26 protein-coding genes and 1 pseudogene are annotated in these 26,899 nt (G+C 44.5%); 15 read left to right on the forward strand and 12 right to left on the reverse strand.

The annotated features are described in order from the left end of the window. Positions 1 to 292: 292 nt before the first annotated feature. Complete coding sequence (locus RIG66_RS03620; protein ID WP_446375299.1) at positions 293 to 841, reverse strand: hypothetical protein; 549 nt, start codon at positions 839 to 841, stop codon at positions 293 to 295. Between the two features lie 486 nt (positions 842 to 1,327). Between RIG66_RS03620 and RIG66_RS03625 the strand changes: the two genes are divergently transcribed. Further along, positions 1,328 to 2,248 carry an alpha/beta fold hydrolase gene (locus RIG66_RS03625; RefSeq protein ID WP_446375301.1) on the forward strand — a complete coding sequence of 307 codons (921 nt, stop codon included), beginning with the start codon at positions 1,328 to 1,330 and terminating at the stop codon, positions 2,246 to 2,248. A gap of 248 nt (positions 2,249 to 2,496) precedes the next feature. On the opposite strand, the gene RIG66_RS03630 is transcribed toward RIG66_RS03625, so the two are convergent. Continuing rightward, a complete protein-coding gene (locus tag RIG66_RS03630) occupies positions 2,497 to 3,027 on the reverse strand; it encodes a DUF4330 domain-containing protein (protein WP_446375303.1) in 531 nt (176 codons plus the stop codon). 498 nt (positions 3,028 to 3,525) lie between these two features. Between RIG66_RS03630 and RIG66_RS03635 the strand changes: the two genes are divergently transcribed. Continuing rightward, a complete protein-coding gene (locus RIG66_RS03635) occupies positions 3,526 to 4,965 on the forward strand; it encodes an MFS transporter (protein ID WP_446375305.1) in 1,440 nt (479 codons plus the stop codon). A 133-nt stretch (positions 4,966 to 5,098) separates the two neighbouring features. Next, positions 5,099 to 5,287, forward strand: a complete 189-nt coding sequence (locus tag RIG66_RS03640; protein ID WP_446375307.1) for a CPXCG motif-containing cysteine-rich protein — start codon at positions 5,099 to 5,101, stop codon at positions 5,285 to 5,287. 49 nt (positions 5,288 to 5,336) lie between these two features. Here the strand turns inward: RIG66_RS03640 and RIG66_RS03645 are convergent, their stop codons facing one another. From RIG66_RS03645 to RIG66_RS03655, 3 genes are all read right to left on the reverse strand, one after another. Beyond that, positions 5,337 to 5,534, reverse strand: coding sequence for a hypothetical protein (locus RIG66_RS03645; protein ID WP_446375309.1), 198 nt, complete (start codon positions 5,532 to 5,534; stop codon positions 5,337 to 5,339). A 78-nt stretch (positions 5,535 to 5,612) separates the two neighbouring features. Next, a complete protein-coding gene (locus RIG66_RS03650; RefSeq protein ID WP_446375311.1) occupies positions 5,613 to 6,116 on the reverse strand; it encodes a DUF3368 domain-containing protein in 504 nt (167 codons plus the stop codon). After that, entirely contained in the window at positions 6,113 to 6,358 is a 246-nt protein-coding gene (locus RIG66_RS03655) for a UPF0175 family protein (RefSeq protein WP_446375313.1), read from the reverse strand. Before RIG66_RS03655 ends, RIG66_RS03650 begins: the two co-directional genes overlap by 4 nt. A gap of 190 nt (positions 6,359 to 6,548) precedes the next feature. On the opposite strand from RIG66_RS03655, the gene RIG66_RS03660 reads away from it, so the two are divergent. Together RIG66_RS03660 and RIG66_RS03665 are read left to right on the forward strand one after the other, a co-directional pair. Next, positions 6,549 to 7,229: a two-partner secretion domain-containing protein gene (locus RIG66_RS03660; RefSeq protein WP_446375315.1), complete on the forward strand. Its 681-nt coding sequence runs from the start codon at positions 6,549 to 6,551 to the stop codon at positions 7,227 to 7,229. Between the two features lie 96 nt (positions 7,230 to 7,325). Then, on the forward strand, positions 7,326 to 9,653 hold the full coding sequence (locus RIG66_RS03665; RefSeq protein WP_446375317.1) for a VIT domain-containing protein: 2,328 nt from the start codon (positions 7,326 to 7,328) through the stop codon (positions 9,651 to 9,653). Between the two features lie 393 nt (positions 9,654 to 10,046). Here RIG66_RS03665 and RIG66_RS03670 read toward each other — a convergent pair whose 3' ends face one another. Further along, positions 10,047 to 10,679 carry a Uma2 family endonuclease gene (locus RIG66_RS03670; protein ID WP_446375319.1) on the reverse strand — a complete coding sequence of 211 codons (633 nt, stop codon included), beginning with the start codon at positions 10,677 to 10,679 and terminating at the stop codon, positions 10,047 to 10,049. A 173-nt stretch (positions 10,680 to 10,852) separates the two neighbouring features. Between RIG66_RS03670 and RIG66_RS03675 the strand changes: the two genes are divergently transcribed. Further along, positions 10,853 to 11,272 (forward strand): secondary thiamine-phosphate synthase enzyme YjbQ, encoded by a 420-nt coding sequence (locus RIG66_RS03675; protein WP_446375321.1) that lies wholly within the window; start codon positions 10,853 to 10,855, stop codon positions 11,270 to 11,272. A gap of 47 nt (positions 11,273 to 11,319) precedes the next feature. On the opposite strand, the gene RIG66_RS03680 is transcribed toward RIG66_RS03675, so the two are convergent. From RIG66_RS03680 to purS, 3 genes are read right to left on the reverse strand one after another with little or no spacing between them, the layout of a single operon-like run. Continuing rightward, complete coding sequence (locus RIG66_RS03680; protein WP_446375323.1) at positions 11,320 to 11,571, reverse strand: hypothetical protein; 252 nt, start codon at positions 11,569 to 11,571, stop codon at positions 11,320 to 11,322. A gap of 58 nt (positions 11,572 to 11,629) precedes the next feature. After that, positions 11,630 to 12,340, reverse strand: a complete 711-nt coding sequence (purQ, locus tag RIG66_RS03685; RefSeq protein WP_446375325.1) for a phosphoribosylformylglycinamidine synthase subunit PurQ — start codon at positions 12,338 to 12,340, stop codon at positions 11,630 to 11,632. Next, complete coding sequence (gene purS, locus RIG66_RS03690; protein ID WP_446375327.1) at positions 12,337 to 12,618, reverse strand: phosphoribosylformylglycinamidine synthase subunit PurS; 282 nt, start codon at positions 12,616 to 12,618, stop codon at positions 12,337 to 12,339. The genes purQ and purS overlap by 4 nt, the downstream gene beginning before the upstream one ends. Before the next feature lie 286 nt (positions 12,619 to 12,904). On the opposite strand from purS, the gene RIG66_RS03695 reads away from it, so the two are divergent. Beyond that, a complete protein-coding gene (locus RIG66_RS03695; protein ID WP_446375328.1) occupies positions 12,905 to 13,333 on the forward strand; it encodes a Fur family transcriptional regulator in 429 nt (142 codons plus the stop codon). Between the two features lie 191 nt (positions 13,334 to 13,524). Here RIG66_RS03695 and RIG66_RS03700 read toward each other — a convergent pair whose 3' ends face one another. Together RIG66_RS03700 and RIG66_RS03705 are read right to left on the reverse strand one after the other, a co-directional pair. Next, positions 13,525 to 15,114, reverse strand: a complete 1,590-nt coding sequence (locus tag RIG66_RS03700; RefSeq protein ID WP_446375330.1) for a glycoside hydrolase family 57 protein — start codon at positions 15,112 to 15,114, stop codon at positions 13,525 to 13,527. A gap of 65 nt (positions 15,115 to 15,179) precedes the next feature. Next, entirely contained in the window at positions 15,180 to 16,391 is a 1,212-nt protein-coding gene (locus RIG66_RS03705) for an RNA-guided endonuclease InsQ/TnpB family protein (RefSeq protein ID WP_446375332.1), read from the reverse strand. Positions 16,392 to 16,978: 587 nt separating this feature from the next. Between RIG66_RS03705 and RIG66_RS03710 the strand changes: the two genes are divergently transcribed. From RIG66_RS03710 to RIG66_RS03725, 4 genes and pseudogenes are all read left to right on the forward strand, one after another. Then, on the forward strand, positions 16,979 to 18,175 hold the full coding sequence (locus RIG66_RS03710; RefSeq protein ID WP_446375334.1) for a histidine kinase: 1,197 nt from the start codon (positions 16,979 to 16,981) through the stop codon (positions 18,173 to 18,175). Between the two features lie 249 nt (positions 18,176 to 18,424). Continuing rightward, positions 18,425 to 19,996, forward strand: a complete 1,572-nt coding sequence (hisZ, locus tag RIG66_RS03715; protein ID WP_446375336.1) for an ATP phosphoribosyltransferase regulatory subunit — start codon at positions 18,425 to 18,427, stop codon at positions 19,994 to 19,996. Positions 19,997 to 20,073: 77 nt separating this feature from the next. Continuing rightward, a complete protein-coding gene (hisG, locus tag RIG66_RS03720; RefSeq protein WP_446375338.1) occupies positions 20,074 to 21,099 on the forward strand; it encodes an ATP phosphoribosyltransferase in 1,026 nt (341 codons plus the stop codon). 24 nt (positions 21,100 to 21,123) lie between these two features. Beyond that, a pseudogene (locus tag RIG66_RS03725) lies at positions 21,124 to 21,198 on the forward strand (PAP/fibrillin family protein); the annotation flags it as partial. 88 nt (positions 21,199 to 21,286) lie between these two features. On the opposite strand, the gene RIG66_RS03730 reads toward RIG66_RS03725, so the two are convergent. Continuing rightward, positions 21,287 to 22,369, reverse strand: coding sequence for a DUF3474 domain-containing protein (locus RIG66_RS03730; RefSeq protein WP_446375340.1), 1,083 nt, complete (start codon positions 22,367 to 22,369; stop codon positions 21,287 to 21,289). A 506-nt stretch (positions 22,370 to 22,875) separates the two neighbouring features. Between RIG66_RS03730 and RIG66_RS03735 the strand changes: the two genes are divergently transcribed. The 4 genes from RIG66_RS03735 (at position 22,876) to RIG66_RS03750 (ending at position 26,899) form a co-directional block, all read left to right on the forward strand. Further along, a complete protein-coding gene (locus RIG66_RS03735; protein ID WP_446375342.1) occupies positions 22,876 to 23,643 on the forward strand; it encodes a glutathione S-transferase family protein in 768 nt (255 codons plus the stop codon). 376 nt (positions 23,644 to 24,019) lie between these two features. Next, complete coding sequence (locus tag RIG66_RS03740) at positions 24,020 to 25,942, forward strand: P-loop NTPase fold protein (protein ID WP_446375344.1); 1,923 nt, start codon at positions 24,020 to 24,022, stop codon at positions 25,940 to 25,942. Positions 25,943 to 26,173: 231 nt separating this feature from the next. Next, positions 26,174 to 26,437, forward strand: coding sequence for a hypothetical protein (locus RIG66_RS03745; RefSeq protein WP_446375346.1), 264 nt, complete (start codon positions 26,174 to 26,176; stop codon positions 26,435 to 26,437). Continuing rightward, a complete protein-coding gene (locus tag RIG66_RS03750; protein ID WP_446375348.1) occupies positions 26,438 to 26,899 on the forward strand; it encodes a type II toxin-antitoxin system VapC family toxin in 462 nt (153 codons plus the stop codon). It begins immediately after the preceding gene.

Raw genomic sequence — 26,899 nt, forward strand, 5'->3', positions numbered from 1 at the left:
TTTTTGATAAATAATTAGATCTTCATGAGTTTTGATGCTTTTTTGGTCTTCTTCCTTGTCCACTTTCCCTCCAGGTCTTCCAAGTCTTACCTCCATTATACCGTCCAGGTAAAAAACCTACCCTTGTGAGGCGGGGGGAGCAGGGGGAGCAGGGGGAGATGGGAATACAGCCGATTCTGTAGGGGCGGGTTTTACCCATAACGTTTTGGCACAAACCGATAACTGAACTAAACCCGCCCTTGTCCGGATTCAGGGGACGCAAAAATTAAGGTCAAAACTCAACACTCAACACTCAACACTCAAAACTTAAGTCATCTAGGGTCAGTTGACCGTCAAAGGCATAGAATGTGATGCGAGAGATATTCGGCGCATTAATCTGTAGCTGGGTATTGGGAGGTGTAGATGAATCTGATCCAGCTAAATTGGGTTGAGTCGTCACTTGATCAATAAGCATACCTTGGGAGTCGTAAGCAGACATGATCGTTCGCTGGGAACTGATGACGTAGCAGCAGAACCGAGCAATCGGCTGCAAAAACGTTGCTTCTAGCCAACCGCTTTTAGGTGCCGCCATGAGTACTATTGTACCAGAGCGGGGAGGATAGGCAGGGTTTGATGGCTGTAGAGCGATCGCGTTTTTAAATGTCACTCCAAACTGGTGAAATTGATGCTCTACCACTTCAAAACAGGTTAAAGCTTCCAAATTAAGGCAGACACTCTTCGGTCTTATCACGAGTAAACTCGACTCATATTCAGCTATATCCCAGGCAGGAGAAGCGATCGCCGCTTGCGACTTGATGAAGTTATCATCTATAATTTCCTGTAACTGTAAATTGCATTGCATTGTTATAACAGATTTTAAACAACAAATAAATAAATTGATGAGATCGAACACCGGAAAGCTTATAACTCTATAAGCCTAGAAAAAATGTCAAGTTTTAGGTTTCAAGCACCGCTCAAATCTCCTGCTCTCAAAATCACCAGATATCTCCGCTCTGCTTGCAAATCTCGTCTACAGGCGGGTTATGCTCAAATTGAAACTCAGCCGCAATGATGCTCCCTGAAACCGTCTCACTCAAAACTACAAGTGTTTTTTAGGTGATTACTGATATGAGTTTGTACCCTTTTGTGTGTAAACGTCCACTCACATAAAATCCTCCGATGAAATAATATTGAGAAAAGTTCCCTCAGTTCAAAACTTATGATTTTAACGCCTTTCTCAAAGATTGACTCACGTTGACCTAGGATTCCGGGTTAAGGGAATCAACTTAAAGTCAGAGGCTCTCGACCCTAGAATCAGGGATGATAGCAATAGCGATAAAGTTGAGATATGATTGAACCCAACGGTTTTAAACAGCACTCCTTAGTGACCTCACTGGGACGCATGACATACTACACGGCTGACGACATGCCGTGGCAAAGCCCAGAAACCCCTGAGCCAGAAGAACGACCAACATTAGTCTTTTTGCATGGCTTTGGGGGTGGGTCATCAGCGTATGAGTGGTCAAAGGTCTATCCGGCATTTGCCAGTGAGTATCGAATTTTAGCCCCTGACCTCATCGGTTGGGGTCGTTCAGAGCATCCTGAACGCAATTATCAGATTGATGACTACATCACCACGATTAATGAATTCCTAGAGCAAACCTGTCCTCAAGGAACACCAGTGGTTGCTTCGTCTCTAACCGCCGCTTTGACAATCCGAGCTGCGATCGCACGTCCTGAACTGTTTAAGTCTTTGATTCTTACCACTCCATCAGGACTCTCTGATTTCGGGGAAGACTACACACGTAGCTTTTTTGCTCAGTTAATCAGCACACCGATTCTGGATCGCATCCTCTACAGCACTGGCGTCGCCACTGAAGGCGGTATCCGCAGTTTCTTGGAAAGTCGGCAATTTGCTCGTTCGAGCCGAATTTACTCAGAAATTGTGGAGGCTTATTTAGCCTCAGCTCAACAACCCAATGCTGAATATGCAGCACTGTCGTTTGTCCGGGGAGACTTGTGCTTTGACTTATCGCTGTACATTACTCAACTGACCACTCCCACAGCAATTATCTGGGGACAAAAATCGGAATTTACCAGCCCAGAACTCGGCAAGCGACTGGCGGCTCTCAATCCGAAAGCCGTTCAAGTCTTTCAAACTCTTGAGGATGTTGGATTGACTCCTCAGCTCGAATTACCAGCCGTCACGATTGGTTTAATCCGAAAGTATTTGAAGATGCTGAATTCAGAGGAAATGATAGGCGATTAAGAGTTTGTCATTGGTCATTTGTCATTGGTCATTTGTCATTGGTCATTTGTCCTTAAGGCTAAACTTACCTATCCAAACATTGTCAGGAATCAAGAAACAGTTGTTTATCCTATTTCCTGTTCCTTGTCCCTGTTCACTGTTCCCTATGAAGTAGGTCGGTGGAAATTTTCTATTCCTATCCGGCTGTGGTTTTTGGCTAGATAGGATGTTTTTCGGGAAATATCTAGAAATTACCTGTGAATCAAGCTCTAATCGTCAACCCTGACATCAATCACGCTAGCGTTGAAATTGTAATCCTTACCCTCTAATTCCACAGGCGTTCCAATTTTAAGCTTGCTATTTCCCAGAACCGGACCATCATCGGTAATAGTGGCTTGACCACCGAGGGTCATTAGTATATCAGTGCTAAAGGTGTCAGGTCTAGGATCGGGTAGTGCTTTAGCCGAGCCATCGGGTTGAGGTATAATAACTAGTCTTGGCAATTCTTGTACCGATATGATGTCCACCTGACCAGAGGGTTGATTACGAATAACGATATTTGTTTTCTTTTCTGCTCTAAATTGAGACATCAAATCCTCTGGCTTACGCACGCTCAACCCTCGAACAATCAAATCAACTTCAACAGATTTTTCGGCGCTGCTTCCAGGTATCTGGGCGACGGAACCTGTACCTGGAATGAAAAAGATTCCCACAATCACTAATAAAATGACCAAGGCAGCCCCTAGATCAAGAATGCTGATTTTACCAAAAAGACGACCTTTAGAATCCAAAATAGTCATAAATCCTTACGATTAGTAGTTTTTAACTCTCGTTTTAACATCAACAGAAAACTCAGTTATGCTGTCCTGAGTTAAATTACTACGGCAGCAACAATAGATCAGTATAACCTGTGGAAAGCTTAGGAGTTTGAACGCATCCCATCTAAAGCAAAGTTTCTAGATGAGGATTCTGATGCTAAGCACAACGGCAGTCTCCAAAGGCTACTGAGCGTTACTGGCGTTTTCAGCGTGTGGGAGGTACGCGATCGCGTACCTATAATTCAGCATATCCTCTGGGATGTCAGGGGAAGCAAAATTGTCAGACATAATTGATCAGGCGATCGCATTCGTTCCGTTCGTAGTAGGCACTAAAGTGCCATAAACCTTACGAGGTGATACGCTACTTGGAAAGTAGGTAGTCTACACGGTATAAGGTACTAATAATAAGGCTTTGGCTTTGTTGTCAGTCCATGAGAGATCAGCGCTAAAGCGCTTACTACAAACTCTAAAGTTGACGCTATGGATCAGTCTCCCTCATCCGCTTTACCGAAGCCAGATACTAAAACGCTGCGTTTTACCACCAAGTTTACCTATGGAGTGGGTGAGTTATCAGCCGCGATTCCTGGTAATATTTTATCCTTTTTCTTCTTGTTTTTTCTCACGAATATCGCTGGACTTAGTGCGAGTAAAGCGGGTACTGTGATGCTGATTAGCAAAGCCTGGGATGCGATTAATGATCCGCTGATTGGCTGGCTTAGTGATCACACCCGTTCACCTTGGGGACGGCGGTATCCGTGGATTGTGTGTGGGGCGGTTCCTTTGGGACTCTTTTTTATGTTGCTGTGGATTGTGCCGACGTTTAGTCAGGATGCCACATTGAATCAGCAGGCTTTATTCGGTTACTACGGGGTTTTAGGGGTTCTATTTTATGCCGCATTTACATCAGTCTTGCTGCCTTTCTCTGCCCTAGCTCCCGAACTGACTCAAGATTATCATGAACGGACTAGCTTGATTAGTTTTAAATCTGCATTTTCTGTCGGTGGCGCGATTCTAGCATTAGTCTTGGCTCAAGTTATCTTTTCTGTAGTGGAACACCCTAGCCAAAAATATTTAGTGTTAGGAATTGTCTGTGCCACTTGCGCTGTTGTATCTGCCTATGTCAGTGTTTTAGGAACTCATTGGGTTGTCCTCAATCAGCAAGAACCAGAGACAGTGAATGCGCCTGTACGCCCATCTTTACCCTGGCGATCGCAAATTGGCTATATTTTTGCCAATCGTCCCTTCTTGTATGTCATGGGTATTTATCTTTGTTCTTGGTTAGGGGTACAGATTACTGCCGCGATTTTGCCCTACTTTGTAATTAACTGGATGGGATTACCCGATCACCACTTTACCCAAGTCGCGATCGCGGTGCAAGGAACGGCGCTGATGATGATGTTTATTTGGAGTTTCGTGAGTAAGCGGCTGGGGAAAAAAGCGGTTTATTTAATCGGGATGCCGTTGTTAATTTTGGCGGAAGCTGGGTTATTTTTCTTGCAACCGGGTCAAGTTGGTTTACTCTATGGTTTGGCTATACTGGCAGGATTTGGTATTGCTACGGCTTATCTGATTCCCTGGTCAATGTTACCTGATGTTGTGGATCTCGATGAACTCAACAGCGGACAACGACGGGAGGGAATTTTCTATGGGTTCATGGTATTATTTCAGAAAATGGGGTTTGCGATCGCTCTCTTTTTAGTGGGGAAAATACTCGACTGGGCTGGGTTTATTTCCAGTGTGGCAGGAGAACCCAATCCTGTACAACCGGAGTCGGCGTTGTTTGCTATCCGGATGATTATTGGTCCGTTACCGACATTGATATTACTTTGCGGTTTGGTTTTTAGCTATTTTTATCCGATTACTCGCGAGGTTCATGTCCAAATTCTTCATCAACTCTGGGAACGAAATCATCAGTCATAGATCAATGGTAGGGGCGGGTTTAGGAAATTGTAGGGGCGGGTTTAGCCACTAAATTTCGATAGTCACCAATAACGGAACAACAAAACCCGCCCTATCTCACCCCTAACTTATCTATACGTTATCAGTCGTCATAATGGAAAATACAGCAGAATACAGTTGCGCCTACTGTGGCGAAGCCAATATCACCTTTATTGATATTAGTGCAGGCTCTCAGCAATCTTATGTTGAGGATTGCCAGGTTTGTTGTCAACCGAATATTTTGTATGTCCGGATTGATGAAGACACCCTCGACGTAGAAATTGATACGGATGTGGAAAGTTAACTGGAACTGACGCTTTTGTTCATTACTTTGATGCTGGAGCGATCTCAAATCAGTTTGAGCTTGTTATCTTATCCAGACAAAGAACTAAATATTCATCATCCTCAAGCACATTAATTAAATCAATAAAAGCTTTTTGACTAGATTCGGAAATATGAAAATTTTTGGCATTGTTAACAGTTACCAGACTTCCTTGACGAGTCAATAATGGAGAAATCCTTGTAATGCGAGCATCTTGCTCGCTACCCATTCCCAATTTAAATGCATGACAGCTTAGGCAAGAATGGGTAGTTAACCTAGATTGGGTATAACAACTTGTCAATATGAGTTAAGTTTGTAACTCACCTGCCGCTTGTAGAATTGTTGCATACAACTGACTACTTACTCGAAAATCCAACTCTCCCATCAACCGATCTATCAAAGGCTTAACCGTGGGAATGAAACCATTCTGTTTAGCTTGTAGTAGAACGCCTAACAATCCAGTTACATTGAGTCCATAATTAGTTGCCAACGCTCTACCACGCCGCTCATCCATCAGGAGTAAGTTAGCTTTCAATTCCAGCGCCAAAATGATTGCTTCGGCTTCACCCAAATCAATATTGTTCTGGCTAGTTTGAATGTCTGTCACTCTTTGAACATCAGCGACTGTCTTAGTCTGAATCCAAGATAGAGACTGTACTTCAACTGCGCCAGGAACAATTTTATTCACTGCCACCATTTCATCATAAACAGCTTGCGGAATAATGATGGTTTTATAGAGTTGCCGCAATAAATCGAGCTGACCAATTGCTGCCAGATTGGTGATGGGTGAAGTATCACTGACAACAATCATAGTAAGCCCATTGACTGCAAGGTTTGAATATCCAACTGAAAATCTTCTACATCATAGTTGATGCAAAGTCCTCGTTTCCCTAATTCGTGTTGGAACTCAATTACGGTCAGCCCAGTCCAGGCGCGGACTTTGCCACTGCTGATTTTTTCTTGTTTGTACAGCATGATGGCAATCTCTAGCTTTAGTTCATCCTTAGTCATCTTGGTGGCTTCGAGGATGTCATTCGGTATGACCAGACTCATCGGTTTCGGTTTGAGGAAATTGGATTATTCTGATTCTAAGGATAAGCGATTCTGCGTCAGATGGAACGTCTCTACAATGATGCCTCTAGAGAAGAAGACGCAGGATTTGTTAAGTTTTTTGGTCGTTTGGCAAAAAAAGTCAGTTTATGGGGGAAACTTTTCGTTAGAGAGCGTAAAAGGTTATTGAACCATGCCCTATCCTAAAGTTCGCCCGGTTTGGACTTTTCTGCTTCTCTTGTTGGCAGGAATGTTCGCTCCTTCCTCTACCTATGCTCAATCCATTACTCCAGCAACCGATGGCACGGGGACGATGGTAACACCGGATGGAAACCGCTTCGATATCCACGGTGGCACGTTTTCGGGAGATGGGGCAAATCTGTTCCACAGTTTTGAGCAGTTTGGCTTAGATTCGGGTCAGATTGCCAATTTTTTATCGAATCCTACGATTCAGCATATTATCGGGCGAATTGTTGGCGGTGATGCCTCCCAGATTAATGGTTTAATTCAGGTTATGGGGGGTAACTCTAATTTAGTGTTGATGAATCCGGCGGGTTGGGTGCTGGGTTCAGAGACTCAAATTAATGTTCCGGCGGCGTTTACGCTGACAACGGCGACGGGTGTGGGGTTTGAGAACGGGTATTGGTTCAATGGGTTTGGTGAGAATGACTACTCGAATTTAAGTGGTACACCGAGTCAGTTTGCGTTTGATTCGATGCAACCGGGAAGTATTATTAATGCTGGCAATTTGGAGGTGCTGGAAGGTCAAACCTTAACCCTGCTGGGTGGTACTGTGGTCAATACGGGAGAAATCCGGGTATACTCCTCATCCTTTATATTTATTGATTTTCTCTGGATGTACAAAAACCACTAACGCTAGCATAAGGGGTCAACTGCTCCTGAAACGCCAAAATTAAACAGTAGCATTTATTACAAATGCCCCTCATTGGTGAAAGATGCACTCATGGTTATGAATACAACGCTCCGCTCTCATAAACCCCTTGGTGGACTATACACCAAAACGGGGGAACACGCTTTGGTTTTCCCCTTGAAGCATACGCAAGTGCTGGCTAAAGTGGCGGGGAATTTATCCCGCGTCGAGGTAACGCAAACCTTTGAAAATTCCTTCCGGGAACCCTTAGAAGCTATCTATATCTTCCCTTTGCCAGATGCGGCAGTTGTGGATGAGATGGAAATCAAACTGGGCGATCGCGTGATTAAAGGGGGGATTAAAAAACGGGAAGAGGCGCAGCTAATTTACGAACAAGCCCGCCAAGAGGGACGAACCGCAGGATTATTAGAACAAGAACGGGATAATATTTTTACTCAATCTTTAGTCAATATTAAACCCGGAGAACGAATTGATGTCACGATTCGCTATACTGATACCCTGAAATTTAGTGGCGGTGAATGCGAATTTGTCTTCCCGATGGTGGTAGGACCCCGATTTTGTCCAGGGATTCCCATTGATGAGACGGGGGATAGCGATCGCGTGGCGGATGCGTCACGGATTATGCCTACGATTATCCCACCCAGTACCCGTTCTGGACATGATATTCGGATCACCGTGGAAATTGACGCTGGGGTTCCCATTTCCAACATTAATTCCCCCTCGCACCAGATCAAAGTGGAACATGAGGAAACAGTGGTGCGCGTACTCCTGGGGGAAGAGGACACCATTCCCAACAAAGACCTGATTTTACGCTATCAAGTGGCAGGCGATCGCACTCAGGCGACGGTACTGACGCAATCGGATACACGCGGCGGTCATTTCGCCCTCTATTTGATTCCGGCGGTGGATTATTCCGATCATGAAATTGTCCCCAAAGATGTGGTTTTTCTCATCGATACATCAGGATCTCAAAAAGGTGATCCCTTCCGCAAATCCCAGGAACTCATGCGCCGATTTATCCAGGGTTTGAATCCGCAGGATACGTTTACGATTCTTGATTTTTCCGATATCACAACCCAATTGTCTGCTAAACCCTTAGCCAATACACCCCAAAATCGGATTAAAGCCCTCACGTATATCAATCAATTAAAGGCAAATGGCGGCACTTATTTACTCAATGGAATTCGCGCTGTCTTAAATTTTCCCCCTGCACCCGAAGGACGTTTACGCAGTATTGTATTAATTACTGATGGTTATATTGGTAACGAATCAGAAATTTTGGCAGAGGTTAAACAGTATCTCAAACCCGGAAATCGTTTATATAGTTTTGGCGTTGGCAGTTCGCCCAATCGGTTTCTCTTAAATCGGATGGCTGAATTAGGGCGAGGAACATCGCGAATTGTGCGTCAGGATGAGTCAACTCAGGACGTCACTGAAAAATTCTTGCGCCACATCAATAATCCCGTTCTTACGAATATAAATGTTGAGTGGCAAGGAATGGGAGAGGCGATGATTTATCCGACAAGTCCTCCCGATTTGTTTACCCAACAACCCTTAGTTTTATTTGGGCGCATTTCTCCGATTCATCCGGAACAGACGGGTATTCTTAAAATTACCGGAACCGTTACCGGGGGTAAGCGTTATGAACAGGAATTTCACCTGAGATTTGATTCAGAGGGTAATTGTGCGATCGCGCAGTTGTGGGGGCGGGCGCGAATCAAAGATTTGATGAATCAAATGTGGCACTGTGAGAAGAAGGCACAGGTTGAGGGAATCATCGAAACGGCTTTAACCTATCAGATTTTAGCCCCCTATACAGCGTTTGTTGCCGTCAGTGAACAAATCCGAACTGATCCGCAAGGGAAAGGAATTTGTGTCTCTGTACCCGTTGAGGTGCCAGAAGGGGTATCCTATGAAGGAATATTCGATCAATCTCCCATGCGTTTCCTCGGACTTAAATTCAGGCGATCGCGAGGCAATTCTGGTTTGCCACCCTCACTCACGACTAATGGGGCGTCTTCTCCGGTTGTAGGTGATTCCATCCAACAGCCACTCCTTAACTGTACTGATGTTGATATCACTCCTACCGCATCTCCCCCGGTTCTGGATGAAACCATTACCAACCTGCAAGTTCTCAGCGTTACCGGATTAGAAAAGTCAAGTGCTACCCTACTCACGCAACACCTGCAACAGGTGATTTTACCATCGGGATACTGTGGTGAACTTGTGTTTGAGTTTCCAGTGCGTAAAGGGCGTGTGGTGCGGGTATTATGGGATGAGGATGCCTCTAGCCTCAATGAAGCCGTTGTCATTGATGTAATTAAGCGATCGCTTTTAAGTTGGCGGGTTCCTCAATGGTTAATGGATACAGTGCGTTTAACCTTACGGATTCAAACGGACAGTTAATCCTGTTCCAGACGTAGCACTGACAATTATAAAGTTCGGACTAAAAGCTTGCGTCCGGTTAAAACTGATATCTTATACCAAATCCGGGTTAGCTACCCCCGTTATAACCCAGTCCGCGCAGGCGGACTACCCTTCGGGAAGGCTTCGCCTATGTTTGTATAGCAGCGATTTCAATCGCCTTGGCAAAAGGGGGTAATAAAGGCGGATTTGGTATTATACCCTTGTCAGTCAGCCTCGACACCCGCCAAGAACTCAAGTTCTTGGCTTATAGCTAAAGTCCACTCAAGTGGACTAAAACTAGAGATGCAGGCGTCTAAAGATGACTTGCACTTTGGGTTCCTTGAGTTTTAACCCAAGGCGATGGGTGAGACTGAGATACTCCCTGTTACGTCTCTAGCCTTTTACCCAAGCGCGAAATGCCTTCATTGTTTTAGTTCTACCCACACTCCGACATTGGTTGAGATACTTGGGAATCGCCTCAATAAGTGGAAAGTTAGGAAAGTTGGGGCTAACTTCAGACGGACTATACTTCCCTTCTCGCAGCACGTTAATTTGTAACCTTCCTTTTTCAAACCGCCACAGTTCAGGCACTCCTAAAGCAGCATATATACTCGGATGCGTGCGAGAGGTGACATCAATTTCTAACGCTAAATCCGGAGGTGGATCGATGGTTAAATCAATGCGATCTTTTCCCCGAACCGCTGCTTCATTTTGAATATAAAAACAGTTATCCGGTTCTATCCCCTTAATCATCGCCTCATTTTTGAAAGTCGTTGAACCCAAGGTGCAAAATTCAATCTCTAATTCTTCCAGAAGTGCTTTGAGTAAATCACTAACGAGTTCTTTCCGACTTTCATGTTCGGGCAATGGTGTCATAATTTCCAGAGTTCCATTATCATACGCCACTCTAGCGGCACGATGTTCGCCTAAATCTGCTAAAATCGTCTCAAATTCCTGCCAGCTTATATTTGAGAGCAACACCCGTTGTCCTGGTGGTACAGTGATTCGATTAAGTTCTAATAACATGGTTGAACTCCTGGGGATATTAAATTTTATCTCATTTTTATAGTTGTCAAGTAAGGGACAGAGATCCCCGACTTCTTTAAGAAATCAGAGATCTGGTTTGGAGTATGACAAATTACAAATGACGATCTTCTCCTATCCTGCTTAAATAGGAAATAGTGATTCACATCAACATAATGGCTGTTCATCAAGACTACATTCAACTTGCCACCGATAAGAATGGTGATATGCATGACTTAACCGATAAAGTCAATGCCATTGTTAAACACTCTGGTATCCAAACCGGAATGGTTCATGTCTTTAATATTGGCAGTACCGCCTCCATTGGCACAATCGAGTTTGAACCAGGATTGGAACGGGATTTACCGGAACTGTTAAATAAACTGATTCCACCTAGTCGGGATTACGGACATGAGCAAACCTGGCATGATGGTAACGGACATTCTCATCTGCAAGCCACTTGGCTAGGACCATCTCTCACCGTACCCCTTAAAAATGGCAGGTTAGAATTAGGCACTTGGCAGCAAATCTTTCACCTAGAATGCGATGTGAAACCGCGTCGCCGCCAAGTTATTGTGACAATTTACGGAGAATAACTTCTCCCTCCGCTTCCCCTGCTTCCCCCGCCTCTACCAAGGTGTACTTACTCTCGTGATGAAGCGGCTTTTGACTCCGCTTCTTCTAACTCGATAATTAAATCAATCAGATGTCTAGCATAACGAAGCGAATCGGTCAACCCTCGCTCCGTCACTGGATAGCTATAGCGAGCAAAATTTTCATGAGGGTGTTGCCAACGTAACCACAACCGTCTGTCAATCATCTTCGTGCTAATTAACCAATCTCGGTAGCGGATTGGTTTGATGGGCAAGCCGGTGTTGGGATTGTCTGAAGTCACTGGCTTTCTAGGAGTATTGAATTTAATTTACGATTTCAGAGAGCATAAAGAAACTTGGTTAGACGGGTTGGAGTCGCTGTTCACTCATGAACGCTAATAATCCGTGAAATAATTTGATTCCATCAGCACTGCCCAACAAAGGGTCAGATGCCCGTTCGGGATGAGGCATCATCCCCAATATTTTACCCGTGCGATCGCATATTCCGGCAATGTTGTTCACTGAACCGTTCGGATTGCTGGTTTCGTCGATTTCACCACTGGAATTGGCGTAACGAAAGACAATCTGATTTCCATCTTCGAGGGCTTTCAGGGTGTCTGTATGGGCGTAGTAGCGTCCTTCACCGTGAGCCACGGGCAGTGTGATCATGTCTCCCCTGGCGTAAGCTGAAGTCCAAGGAATGTCAGTGCGTTCTATTTTCAAGGGAACGCGATCGCAAATAAAATGGAGATCTCGATTCCGGACTAATGCCCCCGGTAATAACCCGGTTTCGGTTAAGACTTGAAAGCCGTTACAGATACCCAGGACAAACTTACCCTGTTTGGCGTGGGCAATCACATGGGACATAATCGGCGAAAACTGAGCGATCGCGCCGCAGCGCAGGTAGTCGCCATAACTAAAGCCACCGGGTAATACAACCACATCCAGATCAGAAATATCCGTTTCTTCATGCCAAACCATCCGAGTCGGACAGTTGAGCAAATCCTGGGTGACATAAGCAACATCGCGATCGCAGTTTGAGCCAGGAAAAACCACAATACCAAATTTCATGTTGATACCCCTAACTGTACCTGTACTTCATCCAAATCAAATTGATAATTTTCAATCACCGGATTCGCCAAAAGTTGGTCACAGATGCGATCGAGTTGCTCACTGGCTTGGTTTTCATCCGTCGCTGTCAGCATTAACTCAATATACTTGCCGATGCGTACCTGCTTAACATTCGCGATGCCGAGTTGCCCAATCCCGGACTCGACTGCCACGCCAGCCGGATCTAATACAGAAGGTCGCAGTGTAACATAAATTCGAGCCTTATACTGATGATTCACAAGCACCCCCGAATGGTTTTAGATTACCTTAATGTGACATCCTCCCACACCATAATCTTTGATTTGGTGTGGGCTTCCATCATCGCTGTTAGACATTGCTGCCCTACGCCACTTATCTAGGTCTCATGCCCCCGACAGCCCGACTTGACAGCCAATTTCTTTCCCCCAGAGTCCCTGGGTACTCAGTTGATCATAGCCTCGGTTACAGATTTCTTGTTAGGTTTAAATTTTGAATTACTAATCCCCAATAGTCCATATCCTTTTTCCTCGATTAACCCCTAAATCTATGAAAGCCCAACGCACCCGTTCTCAAGAACGAATTTTAAAGTTGCTCAAAACCTTAAATCGTGCTGTCTCTGCCCAGGATATTCATATCGAGTTACGCAAACAGAAGCAAGGTATGGGTCTAGCCACAGTTTACCGCTCTCTCGATGCCTTGAAACTCGAAGGAGTGGTACAAATGCGGACTCTAGCCACTGGCGAATCCCTCTACAGTTTATTGCAGGATCAACACCATCTCACCTGTCTCAATTGTGGGCGATCAATTCCCATCGAGGAATGTCCTGTCCACAATTTAGAGACCCAGTTACAAGATAACCACCACTTTCAGATTTACTATCATACCCTAGAATTTTTTGGGCTCTGTGAGGATTGTCAAATGGTTGAAGCTGATCAAAACCGTCGTTATAGTGCCAAGGGGATGCAGAGGGGATAGTTTTGAGTTTTGGCGCGAGGGCATAAGCGCGTGACCCTTCGCCACCCTTGAGCAAGGAAATCTGGTTGGCGTGTAGGGGCGGGTTTCACTATTATCGTTTATTCTCTCACCTAGATGCGACTAAACCCGCCCCGAAGTAGAGACGAGACGTATCATGCTAAGTCTCTACTCCCTCCCCTTGTCCCCAATCTTTACAATGGACGATAAACCCGATAGTTAATTTTGGGGAAGATGTTATCGATTTCCTCGACTTTTTCTAACCAGCCACTGTCGATTTTACCGATTTTGATATCCTCATACAGCTTATTAAACCGCATCAAGTGCGATCGCGTCCGCCGGACAGCATACGGTACCATGGTTCCCGTCCGCATAATAAACGCCCAGTCCGATGACTGCGCCAGGAGTACCTCTCGCGCCGCTTGGTTGAGGGCTTTCCATTCCAGTTCATCAGCGGGTTCGCGACGCCCTAACTCAATCATCCGTTCCGCTGCTTTGTGCAGGTGAGGATAAATCCAAGCATTGGTTTCATTGAGCCAATATTCATGGAATCCTTTATACCCCCAACTTGACTGAGAGGGCTTACAAACCTGCTGGGTGGGATTATCCTGCAAATAGTCTGCCAGGTGAGTCATGTCATAAGTTCCCTGGTCATACCAAGACTTGCGGAACAGATAATCGATAAACCACGGTCCCTCGTACCACCAATGACCAAACAGTTCCGCATCATAGGGAGACACCACAATCGGCGGACGCTGCATAATTCCCGCCAAATGACCCACCTGCTGTTCCCGGTTAAACATAAAGTTAGCCGCATTTTCAGCCGCTTTTTCTCGCGCCCAATAGGGGTCATACAACGCTTTATCCCCTAATCCTAATCCGCGACCTGTGATCCGGTGATATTTAATTCCTGTATTTTTGCGCTGCCCATTGGGCATAATATAGGGCTTAATGTACTCGTATTCGGCTTCCCAGCCTAAATCCTTGTAAAATTCCCGATATTCGGGTGAACCGGGATATCCTACTTCCGAAGACCACACCTGCTGAGAGGACTCGTGATCTCGCCCAAATGCCGCGACTCCTGTCTCCGTATAAATTGGAGCGTAAGTGCCAAACCGGGGACGGGGACGGGCATACAAGATCCCGTGACCATCGGTGAGGAAATAGCGTAAGCCTGCATCGGCGAGTAATCGTTCCACCCCTTCGTAATAGGCGCATTCGGGTAACCAAATCCCTTTCGGGGGACGCCCAAAGGTTTGCTCATAATGCTCACAAGCCACCTGAATTTGCGCCCAAACAGCTTGGGGATACATCTTCATCAGCGGAAAATAGCCGTGAGTAGCGCCGCAAGTGATGATTTCCAGGTTGTTGCTGTCGAGAAATTGTTTAAATGCGGTTATCAAGTCACCCTGGTACTGTTCCCAGGTTTGGCGAATTCGACTGAACTCGTTAACGTAATGTTCAGCGAGGTAGCGGATGTGACCATTATGTTTGTTATGCTCGACTTCCTTTTGAACTAACTCTTCGAGTAGAGCTAGATGTTTGTCGTAGCGCTCTTGCAACAGAGGATCTTTTAGCATCGACACCAAAGGGGGTGTCATGCTCATGGTGATTTTAAAGTCCACCCCATCCCGCTTTAACCCTTCAAAGACATGCAGGAGGGGGACGTAAGTTTCGGTGATGGCTTCAAATAGCCATTCTTCTTCCAGAACATAGTCACTTTCTGGATGCCGCACAAAAGGTAGATGGGCGTGAAGGACGAGCGCAACGTAGCCGATAGCCATAGTGAATAGAAGTCGTGAATTGCTAATAAAAAGTTTAGGATAGCCCGGGAGGTTTACAGATACATTTAACCCGGAAAAATCTGGCAATTGCCGGAAGTTTCTGAGTAGGGCACAATCTGGAATGAGGCTATCACTCCCGACGTGGAGGTATCTCTCAAAGCCTTCAACAGAATGTTGAAAGCGCCATTGATATCACGCCCAATTGCGTGACCACAGGAGGGACAAACAAACTGTTTGTTGCCTCCTAATTTTGTGTGAATGTTACCACACTTTGAGCAAGTCTTACTGGTGTACTCTTCCGTTACGTCTACTACAACACAGCCATATTTAGCTGCTTGATGCTTCAACGAAATCTTAAAACGATAATGTGACCATGTAACCAGTTTTCGCGCTGTCTTGGTTGTTAGTCGTCTCTTGCCCCTCTTGACCATGTTCTTCACCTCGAACCCGGGCAGAAATATCAGATGGTACTTGGTACATAGATAGTTGGCTGCTTTCTTGTGTAGTTCATCAACTAGGTCACGAATCTTGACTCGTATCTTTTGTGCCGCCTTGCGTAACCGATACCGTAGACGCTTAAATTGCCGCCCCTTGGATAGACCGACTCTAGACATCAACTTGTCAAGATGGCAAGCTAATCGGTAAATGCGTCCCATATCATACTTGCCAATTTCCCAGATTTCGGAGCCATCAAACCCGGTTAAAAACGTTCTGACGCCGGGGTCAAGGGCAATGGCTAGCTGACTGTTCAGGGGTTCCGGTTTAGGCACGTCTATGGCGTAGCAGATAAACCATCGTCCTCTGTCTAGTACCAAGGTCGGCTCATGGTACATTTTTTCGACAATTGGTTCACTTGCTTTGAACTCTAACCCCTTGGTCTGTGTCGGGTAAAACGTTCCCTTTTTCCAATTGTCTTTTTGAAAGCGGATAGATTTCACAGGTTCACGTACTGAGCGAAACTTGGCGTCTCCCCCTGAGCTTCTGGCGCTTTTATGTGCCTCATAAGCTTGAAATACAGCCAATTGACGTGGGTTGTATGGAGTTTGATTTACCCACTCTGGAGCCAAGCTCATAACCGTTTTCCTTAAGTCGTACTTACCAATTCTTTGGGTCTTAAGTATGGCAATGGCTTGATTAAAACACCATCGTGCCGCCGACATCCATTGGAACCAGGTCTTAGCTAGTGCTATCTCTGGGTAAACTCGAATCTTCCTTGATAAGAGACTTGTACTTCCTTTTTCCGTACAATCGGCAACTGAAGACGTGGACGATGGCAAGGATATCCTCAACCCTTTCTCATTCATTAGACGGGTCGCATCGGTTGAGAACCACGAGTTCGCCGTCTTTTGGCTGAGAGAGCCACTCGATGAGGTCAAGACCCAACCTGACGAGTCGGTCTTGGCTGTTGACCAGAACTTCTCTGACGTTTGCAAACAGAACTTGTCCCAAAAGGGATGGAAGTCCTTTGCGCTTGTAGTTGAGTCCTGAGCCGACTTCTTTGATGAGTCTTGCATCTGTGAACAGTGATTGTAAGTGGGTTTGGGCAAAGAGAGTACACAGCTAGCTGATTACGATAACATCTTTAGTCTACGTCCTAACCGTCTTGACGGTTGCTATACCACACGCCCGAAAGAGAATTCAGGAAAATATCTCGAAATTGCCTGTCAATCAGGCTTTAGTTAGCAACAGTCATTCAAAATTTTAGGACGAAAAGGTATGGATACACCTGGCAAACCGTTTAGTTTTGCGGAAAATCTAAAATAGAGATTAAATTATAAGGAAGCAAAGACCCCCCCAGCCCTAGGCAGTCAAGTCCAATGTTCTCCTATAATTGCCCCAGTTAAGAGTGCTAACACCCAATTTCATGCAGGTCGCTCATGAGAACTCTCCGGATGGGGAAGCCACCTTACAGCTTTTGCTGTTTGTCGATGAGCGCCCCAGTTCCCGGAAACATATCCATCACATCCGCAACTATCTGGAGTCCTTGAAACAGGACTATCCGTTTGAACTGATGATTGTGAAGGTGGGAGAACAGCCCTATTTAGCCGAACATTTTAAAATTGTAGCCACTCCAGCCCTGCTAAAGATTCATCCCCAACCCCGGCAAACCCTAGCGGGAACGAATTTAGTAGGACAGTTGAAGAGCTGTTGGTCACGCTGGCAACGCTGTCTCGAAGACTATAAAGCCGAGTTAACCCAGCAGATGATCTTATCCGCTAACAGGGATATCTCCAGTGAGAATGGCTCATCCGCCAAACCTTCCATGGCATCTTCCGTCGAAGTGATTCAACTCACTGACGAAATTTTTCGCCTCAACCAAGAAAACACAGCACTGCGGGAAAATATCCATTTTAAAGACCAACTTTTGTCCATGTTAGCCCATGACATCCGCAACCCTTTAACCGCCGCATCCATTGCCATAGATACCCTGGAATTAGGTCAAAACAACCCCAGTCAATCCCCTCGTTCTGAATTGACGCCCACTCTAAAAGCCCGGTTATTGGAACAAGCGCGTATCCAACTCCGTACCATCGATCGCATGATTACGGAAATCCTGCAAGCTGCCAAAGGCAGCAACGCCGACTTTTACGTTAAACCCCGCAAACTGGCTTTAGGACCCTTGTGTCAAGATATTCTCAATCAAATGCAGGAGTCGTTCCAACTCAAATCCCAGATTGTGGAAACAGACATTCCCCAGGATTTACCCCCTGTCCATGCCGATAGTGAGTTGGTGCGTCAAGTCATCGTCAATCTGCTAGACAATGCCAACAAATACACACCAAAAGGGGGTAAAATTCAGGTTTCGATGCTGCACCGCACCACCCAAAAAGTTCAAGTCTCGGTCTATGATACAGGTCCGGGTATCCCGGAAGAAAATAGCGATCGCATTTTTGAGAATCATTTCCGACTCAAACGCGATCAAGGCGAGGACGGGTACGGGATTGGTTTATCCTTGTGTCAACGCATAATCCGCGCCCATTATGGTCGCATCTGGGTCGATTGCCCTACTAAAGGTAAAGGTGGTGGCTGTTTCCACTTTACCCTACCCATTTATCGGTAAACGTTAAAGAAGCGATGTAGAGACGTAGCATGCTACGTCTGGGAGATGGGGAAGCAGGGGAAGCAGGGGAAGCAGAGGGAGCAGGGGAAGCAGAGACGTTCCGATGAAATATCTTTTGTAGGGGCGGGTTTTACCGTTAACCTTTGGTGTTACCCTGATATAACTAAACCCGCCCCGACCTAACCGTTCAATTATCACAAATGACGAATGACCAATGACAAATGACCAATGACAAATGACAAATGACAAATGACCAAAATGCGAACAACCAAAATTGAACGAGTGCGGGGCGTCAACGATGTCTTGCCCGATGATTACGCCATCACTAAACAACTTGAAGATACCCTGCGCCAATGCTTCCAATCCTTCGGCTATCGTCCAATTGACGTGCCACTGATTGAATATACAGAACTGTATTTAAGGAAATCCGGTGAAGAAATCGCCCCCCGTCTCTATGACTTCATCTACCGCAACCGCCGCCTTTGCTTGCGCCCTGAATTTACCGCCTCGGTTGTCCGCGCTTATGTAGACAACCTGCAAGGCGTTCCCCAACCCATTCGCCTCTACTATGCGGGTTCCGCCTTCCGCTACGAACGCCCCCAGAAGGAACGCTACCGCCAGTTTAACCAAATGGGGATTGAACTGATTGGCGCGACTGGGGCGATGGCAGATGCCGAAATTATTGCGATCGCATCTCAAGGGTTAAATCGCTTAGGATTAAGCGGGTATCGAATCGTTCTGGGTCATATTGGTGTAATCTCTAAATTTCTGGATAACCTCCAGATCGAAAGTCGCCTGCGTAGCTTCCTACTCACCAATATGGAAATTTTACGCAAGGAAGGCAAATCCGCCGTTGAACAACGTTTGTGTGATATCTATCCCGCCTTTGCCCTCTATACCTCTAACCCCCAACTCAATCCAGAACAAACGAACCCGGAAACAGTCCACAGCCAACGGTTGAGTCAACTCTTTCAGGGAATGGCAGAATCCGACGCCCAAACTACGATTCTGGATCTCCTAGACAGCATGAACATTGAATTGGCGGGTAATCGCGACGCCCAAGAGATTGTTGATCGCCTGCTGACCAAAATAAAACGCCAAGATCAAACTGAGAGAGTCAGTAAGGCGCTAGAGTTTATGAGTCAACTGGGACAACTGGTAGGAGAACCCACGGAAGTCTTAAAAGAAGCCCAAACACTCCTCTGTTCCCATGGCATTGATGATGCTGGACTTGAACAACTGCGTGAGATTATTAAGACATTAGAATTCTACAATCTAGATTCTAGTCAAATTAGCCTGGATTTAGGACTTAGCCGAGGATTGCAATACTATACAGGCATGATTTTTGAAATTTATCATGGCGCAGGCAAGCAGGAGCGACAAATCTGCGGCGGTGGTCGATATGATGATTTAGTGGGAACCTTCGGCGGACGCCAAGATACCCCAGCCACTGGCTTTTCCTACGGGATGGAACGGCTAAGATTAGCCCTAGAAGCCGAGGGCAGAGTTTGGCAAGTACAGCGACAGATGGATGCTTTAGTTGTTCCTGTCAGTCAAGATGATGCAGGTTATGCCATTGGCGTTGCCCAACAGTTACGACAGATGGGATTAGCTGTAGCCATGGATCTTAGAGGCAAAAGTGTTTCCAGTAACTTTCAATACGCCAACAAACAAGGCATTCCCTACACCATTCTCGTGGGTTCAGAGGAACGACAAGCGTCAAATGTTGTACTCAAGCAGATGGATTCCGGAGAACAGCAGCAGCTAACCGTCAGCGACGCCGCCAAGCATATTCATGATCAATTAAGCCGGATAACTTGACAAATGATGGTGCTTGCTTTTTTTCAGAAGCGGGTATCACAAATGACCAATGACGAATGACCAATGACAAATCACCAATGACAAATTACCAATCACCCGTTCGCCTCGCTCTCCCCAGTAAAGGAGCGCTGGAACGCTCGACAAGCAGCCTCCTGTCAGCCTGTGGAATGAGCGTCTTTAGACCCAGCGATCGCCAATATTTCGGCTCGATTCCTTCACTCCCTCAAATTAATGTACTTTTCCAACGGGCGGCTGATATTTTCACCAAAGTTGAAGAAGGTAGCGTTGACCTAGGAATTACTGGCTATGATGTAGTCCGTGAAGAAGGCGTGGGTCATGATAATGTGGTGGTTATTCATGACCGTTTGGGTTACGGTAAATGCGAACTGGTATTAGCCGTTCCCGAAAGTTGGGTAGATGTCTCCTCGATTGAAGATTTAGCCGAACTCACGCTTCTATTTAAAGAAAAAGGAAAAAACCTCAGAATTGCTACAAAATATCCCAATCTGACTCGTGATTGGTTGTATGAAAAGCTAATTGTCAACTTTTCCCTCGTTTCCGTCCAAGGCGCCATGGAAGCCGCGCCCAGTATGGGTTATGCGGACATGATTGCCGATGTCACCAGTACCGGAACCACCCTGCGAGAAAACCGCTTGAAGCGGATTACTGGTGGGACACTTTTGAAGTCTCAAGCTTGTCTGATTGGCAATAAACGCCTCCTCCAAGACGATCCCACGAAACTGGATACAACTAAAACCATCTTGGAATTAATTGAGGCAAATCTGAATGCCAAAAAATATGTCTCAATCACGGCGAATGTTCGCGGTAAGTCAGCCGATGAGATTGGCAACTATTTGGTCAATCATAGTGAATTAAGCGGGTTAACTGGGTTACGAGGACCCACGATTGCCCAGGTTTATTCTAATGAAGAAAAGGATTGGTATGCGGTAACCATTGTCGTTGAGCAAAACATGTTACTGGCGGCGGTTAATCATCTGAGAAAGGCGGGGGGGACAGATATGACAATTACGTCACCCGACTATGTATTTGGTTCTCAGTCTCAGAATTATCAGGTATTCTTGGAACGATTAAAGGAAGATTAATAAACCAGGACATCTGATCAACGGCTTTATCTGGATGAGGAATTACGGATTACGCGAGGGAAAAAGGGTACTGTTTTAGTCGGTGAACGACAAAACTGATTTTGCTTTCTAGATTGTAGAGACGTTGCATGCAACGTCTCTACAGGTTACCTAACAAGAGGCTAGTCAAATGGAATAAATCCGCCTTCTAGTCTTTAGTTCGAGCGCGAATTATGGCAGGTTCGTAGTAAACCGGAGATCCTTGATCGGCAACAAAACGACAAGCCCAGTAAGAACGAATAAAGCTCTTCAAAACCGGCTCGTTTGAGCAGCGATAATAATCGCCTAACATTGGCTTAATTGCCTCGGTTGCCGTTTTCAAGTGATAGTGGGGCATATTCAAGAAAATATGATGCGCCACATGAGTCCCGATATTATGATGAATGGGATTGATAAAGCCGTAATCCCGATCAATCGTTGATAATGCCCCTTTCAGGAAATACCAATCATCTCCCCGATACCAGGGAATATCCGGTTCAGTATGATGCAGGAACGTGACTAAATCTAGCCACATTACAAACACCACATAAGGAACCAGGTAATACTTCACCAGAAATAGCCAACCGAACTGAAACGTCAGTCCACCTAAAAAGGTAACCATTAATATCCAGAGGGTAGAACTGGTGACAATATCCCATTTTTCTGAGGGACGGAATAACGGACTGCTGGGCAAAAAGTGGGAACCTTTGCGATCAGACGATCGCTTAAATAGATAGAGGGGATAAGCTAGCAATGGTAAATTAAAGCGGAATAGCTTTTCATACCATGGCATCCGCTCATACTTACTCTGAGATACCGGATACCAGCTTTCATCTGTTTCCAGGCTAGCGGTATTGGCGTGATGAGTCCTGTGACTGATCCGCCACCCGTGGAAGGGCACCAGGATGGGAGTGTGAGACAGATGTCCAATCAGGTTATTCAGCCATTTAATCTTAGAAAAAGAGCCATGACCACAGTCATGACCCACCACAAACAACGCCCAAAACATAGTTCCTTGCAGTACCCAAAAGATGGGGAAAAATAACCAGGAATCTAGTTTATAGGCGATGGCATAAAATCCAGCGATGATGCCAATGTCTAGAAAAAAGTAACTTAGAGACTTCCAAACAGAGGGTTCAAAACAGTAGGCGGGAATTGCCGCTTTCAAGTCTTGAAGAGTAAAGGGTAACTCTTCTTTAGGAGTGGATGAGGCTGTAATCGTTGCCTGCTTGAGAACTGTGTTTGATTGCACGAAACTTCTAATTTAATTGAAAAACCTACATTTAATCAACTACCTGCCACAAATAATATGCCAGGTAAACCGGGTAAATATAGGCTTGAATTACACAAGCTTGATTGTAACCTTTTATGACCTTAGTTGTTCAAATAAATCTAAAATTAGTGGATCAGTTGTTTGTCAGTCAATAACTACGCGATCGCGCAAGCGGCTCATCCCATTAGCACCAAAATAGCATTTATGCCAGATGTTGCCTTTGATCCCCATAGCAATATCTTATAGTATCAGTCAGTGCAAAACATAGTTGACACAATACTATAAATATGCATTCAGTAGTCAATCAGACGTAGCTCTAACACTATAACTAGATGTGTTGGTTTAAGCAACCTCAACCCAACCTACAATAATAAAAGTGCGATCGCGTTCATCTTCAGCCGGTGAAGCAGACCTAGGCTTCCCACTATGAAAAAACTGATCGCACCCTTTTTAGAGCCATTTCAGTCAAATCGTTTTCGATATCAATGATTACCTTATACACCGCACAATCGTTCTGGGGATTGCCAAGCATTAGCCCACCTTGTATGAAGCTGGAAACTTGGCTGCGTATGGCAAAGATTCCTTACCAAGCAGTGATCGTGACAGCACAAAACTTTGCCATAGCCCCAAAGGGTAAAATTCCATTCATTAACTATCAAGGAAAGCTATTCGGCGATTCCACCTTAATCATCGAGATGCTCAAGCAAGCAGAAGGAATCGATCTCGATGCTAACTTGACCTGCACCGAGCGAGCCATCTCCCTTGCTTTCCGTCGGATGATCAAAGAAAACATTTACTGGGGGGGTATCCACATTCGCTTCAACATGGAAGAAAACTGGCGAGGCTATCGCGAGGTGTTAGCAACTTTACTCCCAACTGAGGTGTCAAAAGCAGAATGGGAACCGTTTGTCGAAGGGATACGTGAAAGTGTTTGCTCTCAAATGTATGGTCATGGTATGGCTCGTCATAGCAATGAGGAAATTATCCAGATTATCTGTGCTGATTTTCAAGCCCTCTCAGATTTTCTAACGGATAAACCATTTTTTATGGGAGAGCAACCGACGACTTTAGATGCAACGGCTTATGCTTACATTGGTACTTTCATTAAGCCACCTTATAAAAGCTCAATCGTTGACTATGTTCTCCAACAGTCGAATCTCTGCCAGCACTACGAGCGAATGACTCAACAGTTTTACAGTGATAGAGAGAAGGAGTTAATTACGGAACAGGAAAGCCTAGCGGATATCGTTTAGAATTGCGGGTTGAACCTCATTTAAATCAAGGGATTGAAAAGCTTGAGGCAAAACATTCACCAGCATAAATTAATCAGTGCGATCGCTCATCGCTGTAGGTTGGGTTGACTCAGGAAACCCAACATCTCATGATTCATAACCAACCCAATTCTATAGCTATAACCCAGAGTATTAAGGGCGCTTGCCATTCCTTAATATTTGTGCGATCGCGCCTAACTCTACTTCAATTAAATCCCCCTACTTTTTGAATATCCGTCGTAAAATAGTAGACAAAACCCATGGATAGCGAACCCTTTATTCCAGAGATTTTGGATCGTTTCCAGCAAGCACGCGAGACTCAAACAGGAAATGCTATTTGATATAAGGAACAAGAACTATGACCTCTGAGAACAATCCTAATAGCCATATCGAAGCCTACTTAGATTATTATTGTAGTTTATCCCACGCACCTGGGTTTGCTGTTTTACTCAAAGGGCAATGGGGAGCGGGGAAAACATGGTTTATCAAAAAGTACTACGAAAAGCTAAAAGCACATAAGCAGAAATGCTTGTATGTTAGTCTTTACGGAATGACTACCTTTTCTGAGATAGAAGATGCTTTCTTTCAGCAATTACATCCTGTACGAGCGTTCAAGGGAATGGCAATAATAGAAAAAATTTTTAAAGAAGCAATAAAAAGCACAATAAAATTTGATATAGAAAACATCAAACTCGAAACACAAGAAAATCTTCCTGATTATCTTAAAGATGCTGATAAAAGTATTTTAATATTCGATGATTTAGAACGTTGCAAAATAGAGCTTGGCAGCATATTAGGATACATCAACTACTTTGTAGAACATCAAGATCTAAAGGTAGTTATCATTGCTAATGAGGATGAATTACTCAAAGAGAGTAGCTATAAAGACATCAAGGAAAAGTTAATTGGTAAAACTTTTGGTGTAACTCTTGATTTTGAGGGAGCCTTAGAAAATTTTATTACTGTAGCGAACAATTCAGATGTCAGACAGTTCTTATCTGACAATACTCAATTACTCCAAAAGTTATACGAAGAAGCAGAATCTGAGAATCTCAGAATTCTCAAGCAAGTTGTTTTAGAGTTTGATCGAATTTTTGAAAAACTACCAGATAAGGCAAAAAATAAGCTAGAGTTTCTTAAAGATATTTTGAACATACTCACTGTTTTTTCTCTTGAGATAAAATCAGGAAGACTACTCCCAAAACAAATTCTTGAATTGCAAGAAGAATTTGCATATCAACGGGAAAAACGTATAAAAGAGATAGACAGTTATTCTCATCAACAATCTAGTTCAGGAACAAATGAGAATAGTGAGGAGCTAACTTCACCTCAGAACATCGTTAACAAGTATCCCCAGCTTAAGCTCTATGATCCATTCCCTAGTAAAGTATGGTGGCAAGCATTTTTTGATAAAGGCATTATAGATAGGCAGGAGCTAGAGCAATCACTGTCAACTAGTAAATATTTTCAGGATAAAAATACACCTGATTGGGTTAGATTGCGGCACTTTATCGATCTAGCTGATGATGAGTTCTCTACTTTACTCAATAAACTTGAATCAGAATATGCTAATAGACAATTTATTGATATTGGGGAGATCACGTATGTCACTGGACTTTTGTTAAATTTATCTAATGTTGGTCTATATAGTAAAAGTAAAGAAGATATTTTACGGGATTCAAAGCTTTATATTGATCAGTTAAGAGAAAATGATCAACTTAAGTCCTCTCCTCAATATGTTCCTTTAACTCAAGTAATTGAGAATATATATGGAATCTACCGGGGACTCGAAGTCCAAGGAAGAGAGCTTGACGAATTTAAAGAATTTAGTTCCTACATTAACAAAATTAGCGAGGAGGCAAGGATTGAAAGTCTGCCAAATGAGGCTAAAATTTTACTTGCTACTATGCAGAGCGATATAGGGAAGTTCTATAAAATGATTTGCCCAAGGAGTTTGGAGAATCAAGATGTGTCGGGGATATACAGTGAAATTCCTATATTAAAACACATCGATCCAGCCGTTTTTGTGGAAAAAATTGTGTCTATGAACTTTGAACACCAAAAAACTATTGGCGCAGGGCTAATCGAACGATATAAATTAGATTGGGTTAACGAGAAACTTATTGAAGAATTGGATTGGCTTAAATCGGTTCGGGATTTATTGCTCGAAGAAGCCGATAACAGGAAAGGCAAGCTTAGCGGATATCGTTTAGAATGGCTGGTTGAAAACTGCTTGAATCCAGCGATTGAAAAGCTTGAGGCAAAACATTCACCAGCATAAATTAATCAGTGCGTTAACCCATCACTGTAGGTTGGGTTGACGCAGGAAACCCAACATCTCATGATTCACAACCAACACAATTATATAGCCATAACCCAGCGCATTCAGGAGCGCTTGCTAGTCCTTAATGCTCGTGCGATCGCGCCCAACCCGATCCCAATTAATTCCCATACTTTTTGAGTATCCGCCGTAAAATAGGAGACAAACTCGATGACGAAAAACTAAAAGGCTATGCCACAAACAATCCTGAATCAAATCCTCAATCAGTTAGAGATGCTTAAGTCAGAGGAACTACAGCAACTTAATCTGGCTATCCAAAAACATCTTACTGACAAAGAAGTAGCTGCTCAACGCACAAAATTTCACCAAGCGCTGTTAACCTCTGGTTTAGTTAAACAACTCAAAGACGCTTCTAATCATCAGCAACCTGAACGGCGTCTGATTCAGGTGCAGGGTAAGCCTATGTCTGAGACAATCATTGAGGAACGCCGCTAAATGGCAGCTTATTTTATAGATAGCAGTGCATTGGTTAAACGCTACATTAATGAGATAGGTTCAGTATGGGTTTTGAATTTATTTGACCCACAACTGAATAATGATGTAGTGATTGCTTCTATAACATCTGTGGAAATTATTGCTGCAATTACCCGAAGATCGCGTGACGGAAGTATAAGTGCTACGGATGCGACAGCAGTATGTCATCAATTAAAGAGTGATCTACAATCCGAATATCAAGTCGTCGAAATTCAACAGAGCATCATCAACTCAGCAATGGAATTAGCTGAAGCCTACGGATTAAGAGGCTACGACGCCGTTCAACTAGCAGCAGGTTGTGCGATAAATGTCCTTTGCAGGGCTAACAGTTTGCCTAGTGTGACATTTGTATCTGCTGATAACGACTTGAATATAGCCGCAGCCAGTGAGGGTATGATTGTTGAAAACCCCAATAATTACTGA

The organism is Coleofasciculus sp. E2-BRE-01, from assembly GCF_040221695.1.
GTDB lineage: Bacteria > Cyanobacteriota > Cyanobacteriia > Cyanobacteriales > Coleofasciculaceae > Coleofasciculus.

Coding starts and splice junctions, on each gene's coding strand:
- RIG66_RS03675 (WP_446375321.1), top strand. CDS start 10,853: ATGGCTGTTCATCAAGACTACATTCAACTTGCCACCGATAAGAATGGT.
- RIG66_RS03660 (WP_446375315.1), top strand. CDS start 6,549: ATGCCCTATCCTAAAGTTCGCCCGGTTTGGACTTTTCTGCTTCTCTTG.
- RIG66_RS03640 (WP_446375307.1), top strand. CDS start 5,099: ATGGAAAATACAGCAGAATACAGTTGCGCCTACTGTGGCGAAGCCAAT.
- RIG66_RS03665 (WP_446375317.1), top strand. CDS start 7,326: ATGAATACAACGCTCCGCTCTCATAAACCCCTTGGTGGACTATACACC.
- RIG66_RS03710 (WP_446375334.1), top strand. CDS start 16,979: ATGCAGGTCGCTCATGAGAACTCTCCGGATGGGGAAGCCACCTTACAG.
- RIG66_RS03630 (WP_446375303.1), bottom strand. CDS start 3,027: ATGACTATTTTGGATTCTAAAGGTCGTCTTTTTGGTAAAATCAGCATT.
- RIG66_RS03655 (WP_446375313.1), bottom strand. CDS start 6,358: ATGAGTCTGGTCATACCGAATGACATCCTCGAAGCCACCAAGATGACT.
- RIG66_RS03625 (WP_446375301.1), top strand. CDS start 1,328: ATGATTGAACCCAACGGTTTTAAACAGCACTCCTTAGTGACCTCACTG.
- hisZ (WP_446375336.1), top strand. CDS start 18,425: ATGACCAAAATGCGAACAACCAAAATTGAACGAGTGCGGGGCGTCAAC.
- RIG66_RS03650 (WP_446375311.1), bottom strand. CDS start 6,116: ATGATTGTTGTCAGTGATACTTCACCCATCACCAATCTGGCAGCAATT.
- RIG66_RS03670 (WP_446375319.1), bottom strand. CDS start 10,679: ATGTTATTAGAACTTAATCGAATCACTGTACCACCAGGACAACGGGTG.
- RIG66_RS03620 (WP_446375299.1), bottom strand. CDS start 841: ATGCAATGCAATTTACAGTTACAGGAAATTATAGATGATAACTTCATC.
- RIG66_RS03700 (WP_446375330.1), bottom strand. CDS start 15,114: ATGGCTATCGGCTACGTTGCGCTCGTCCTTCACGCCCATCTACCTTTT.
- purQ (WP_446375325.1), bottom strand. CDS start 12,340: ATGAAATTTGGTATTGTGGTTTTTCCTGGCTCAAACTGCGATCGCGAT.
- hisG (WP_446375338.1), top strand. CDS start 20,074: ATGACAAATTACCAATCACCCGTTCGCCTCGCTCTCCCCAGTAAAGGA.
- RIG66_RS03695 (WP_446375328.1), top strand. CDS start 12,905: ATGAAAGCCCAACGCACCCGTTCTCAAGAACGAATTTTAAAGTTGCTC.
- RIG66_RS03635 (WP_446375305.1), top strand. CDS start 3,526: ATGGATCAGTCTCCCTCATCCGCTTTACCGAAGCCAGATACTAAAACG.
- RIG66_RS03750 (WP_446375348.1), top strand. CDS start 26,438: ATGGCAGCTTATTTTATAGATAGCAGTGCATTGGTTAAACGCTACATT.
- RIG66_RS03745 (WP_446375346.1), top strand. CDS start 26,174: ATGCCACAAACAATCCTGAATCAAATCCTCAATCAGTTAGAGATGCTT.
- RIG66_RS03735 (WP_446375342.1), top strand. CDS start 22,876: ATGATTACCTTATACACCGCACAATCGTTCTGGGGATTGCCAAGCATT.
- RIG66_RS03645 (WP_446375309.1), bottom strand. CDS start 5,534: ATGGGTAGCGAGCAAGATGCTCGCATTACAAGGATTTCTCCATTATTG.
- RIG66_RS03740 (WP_446375344.1), top strand. CDS start 24,020: ATGACCTCTGAGAACAATCCTAATAGCCATATCGAAGCCTACTTAGAT.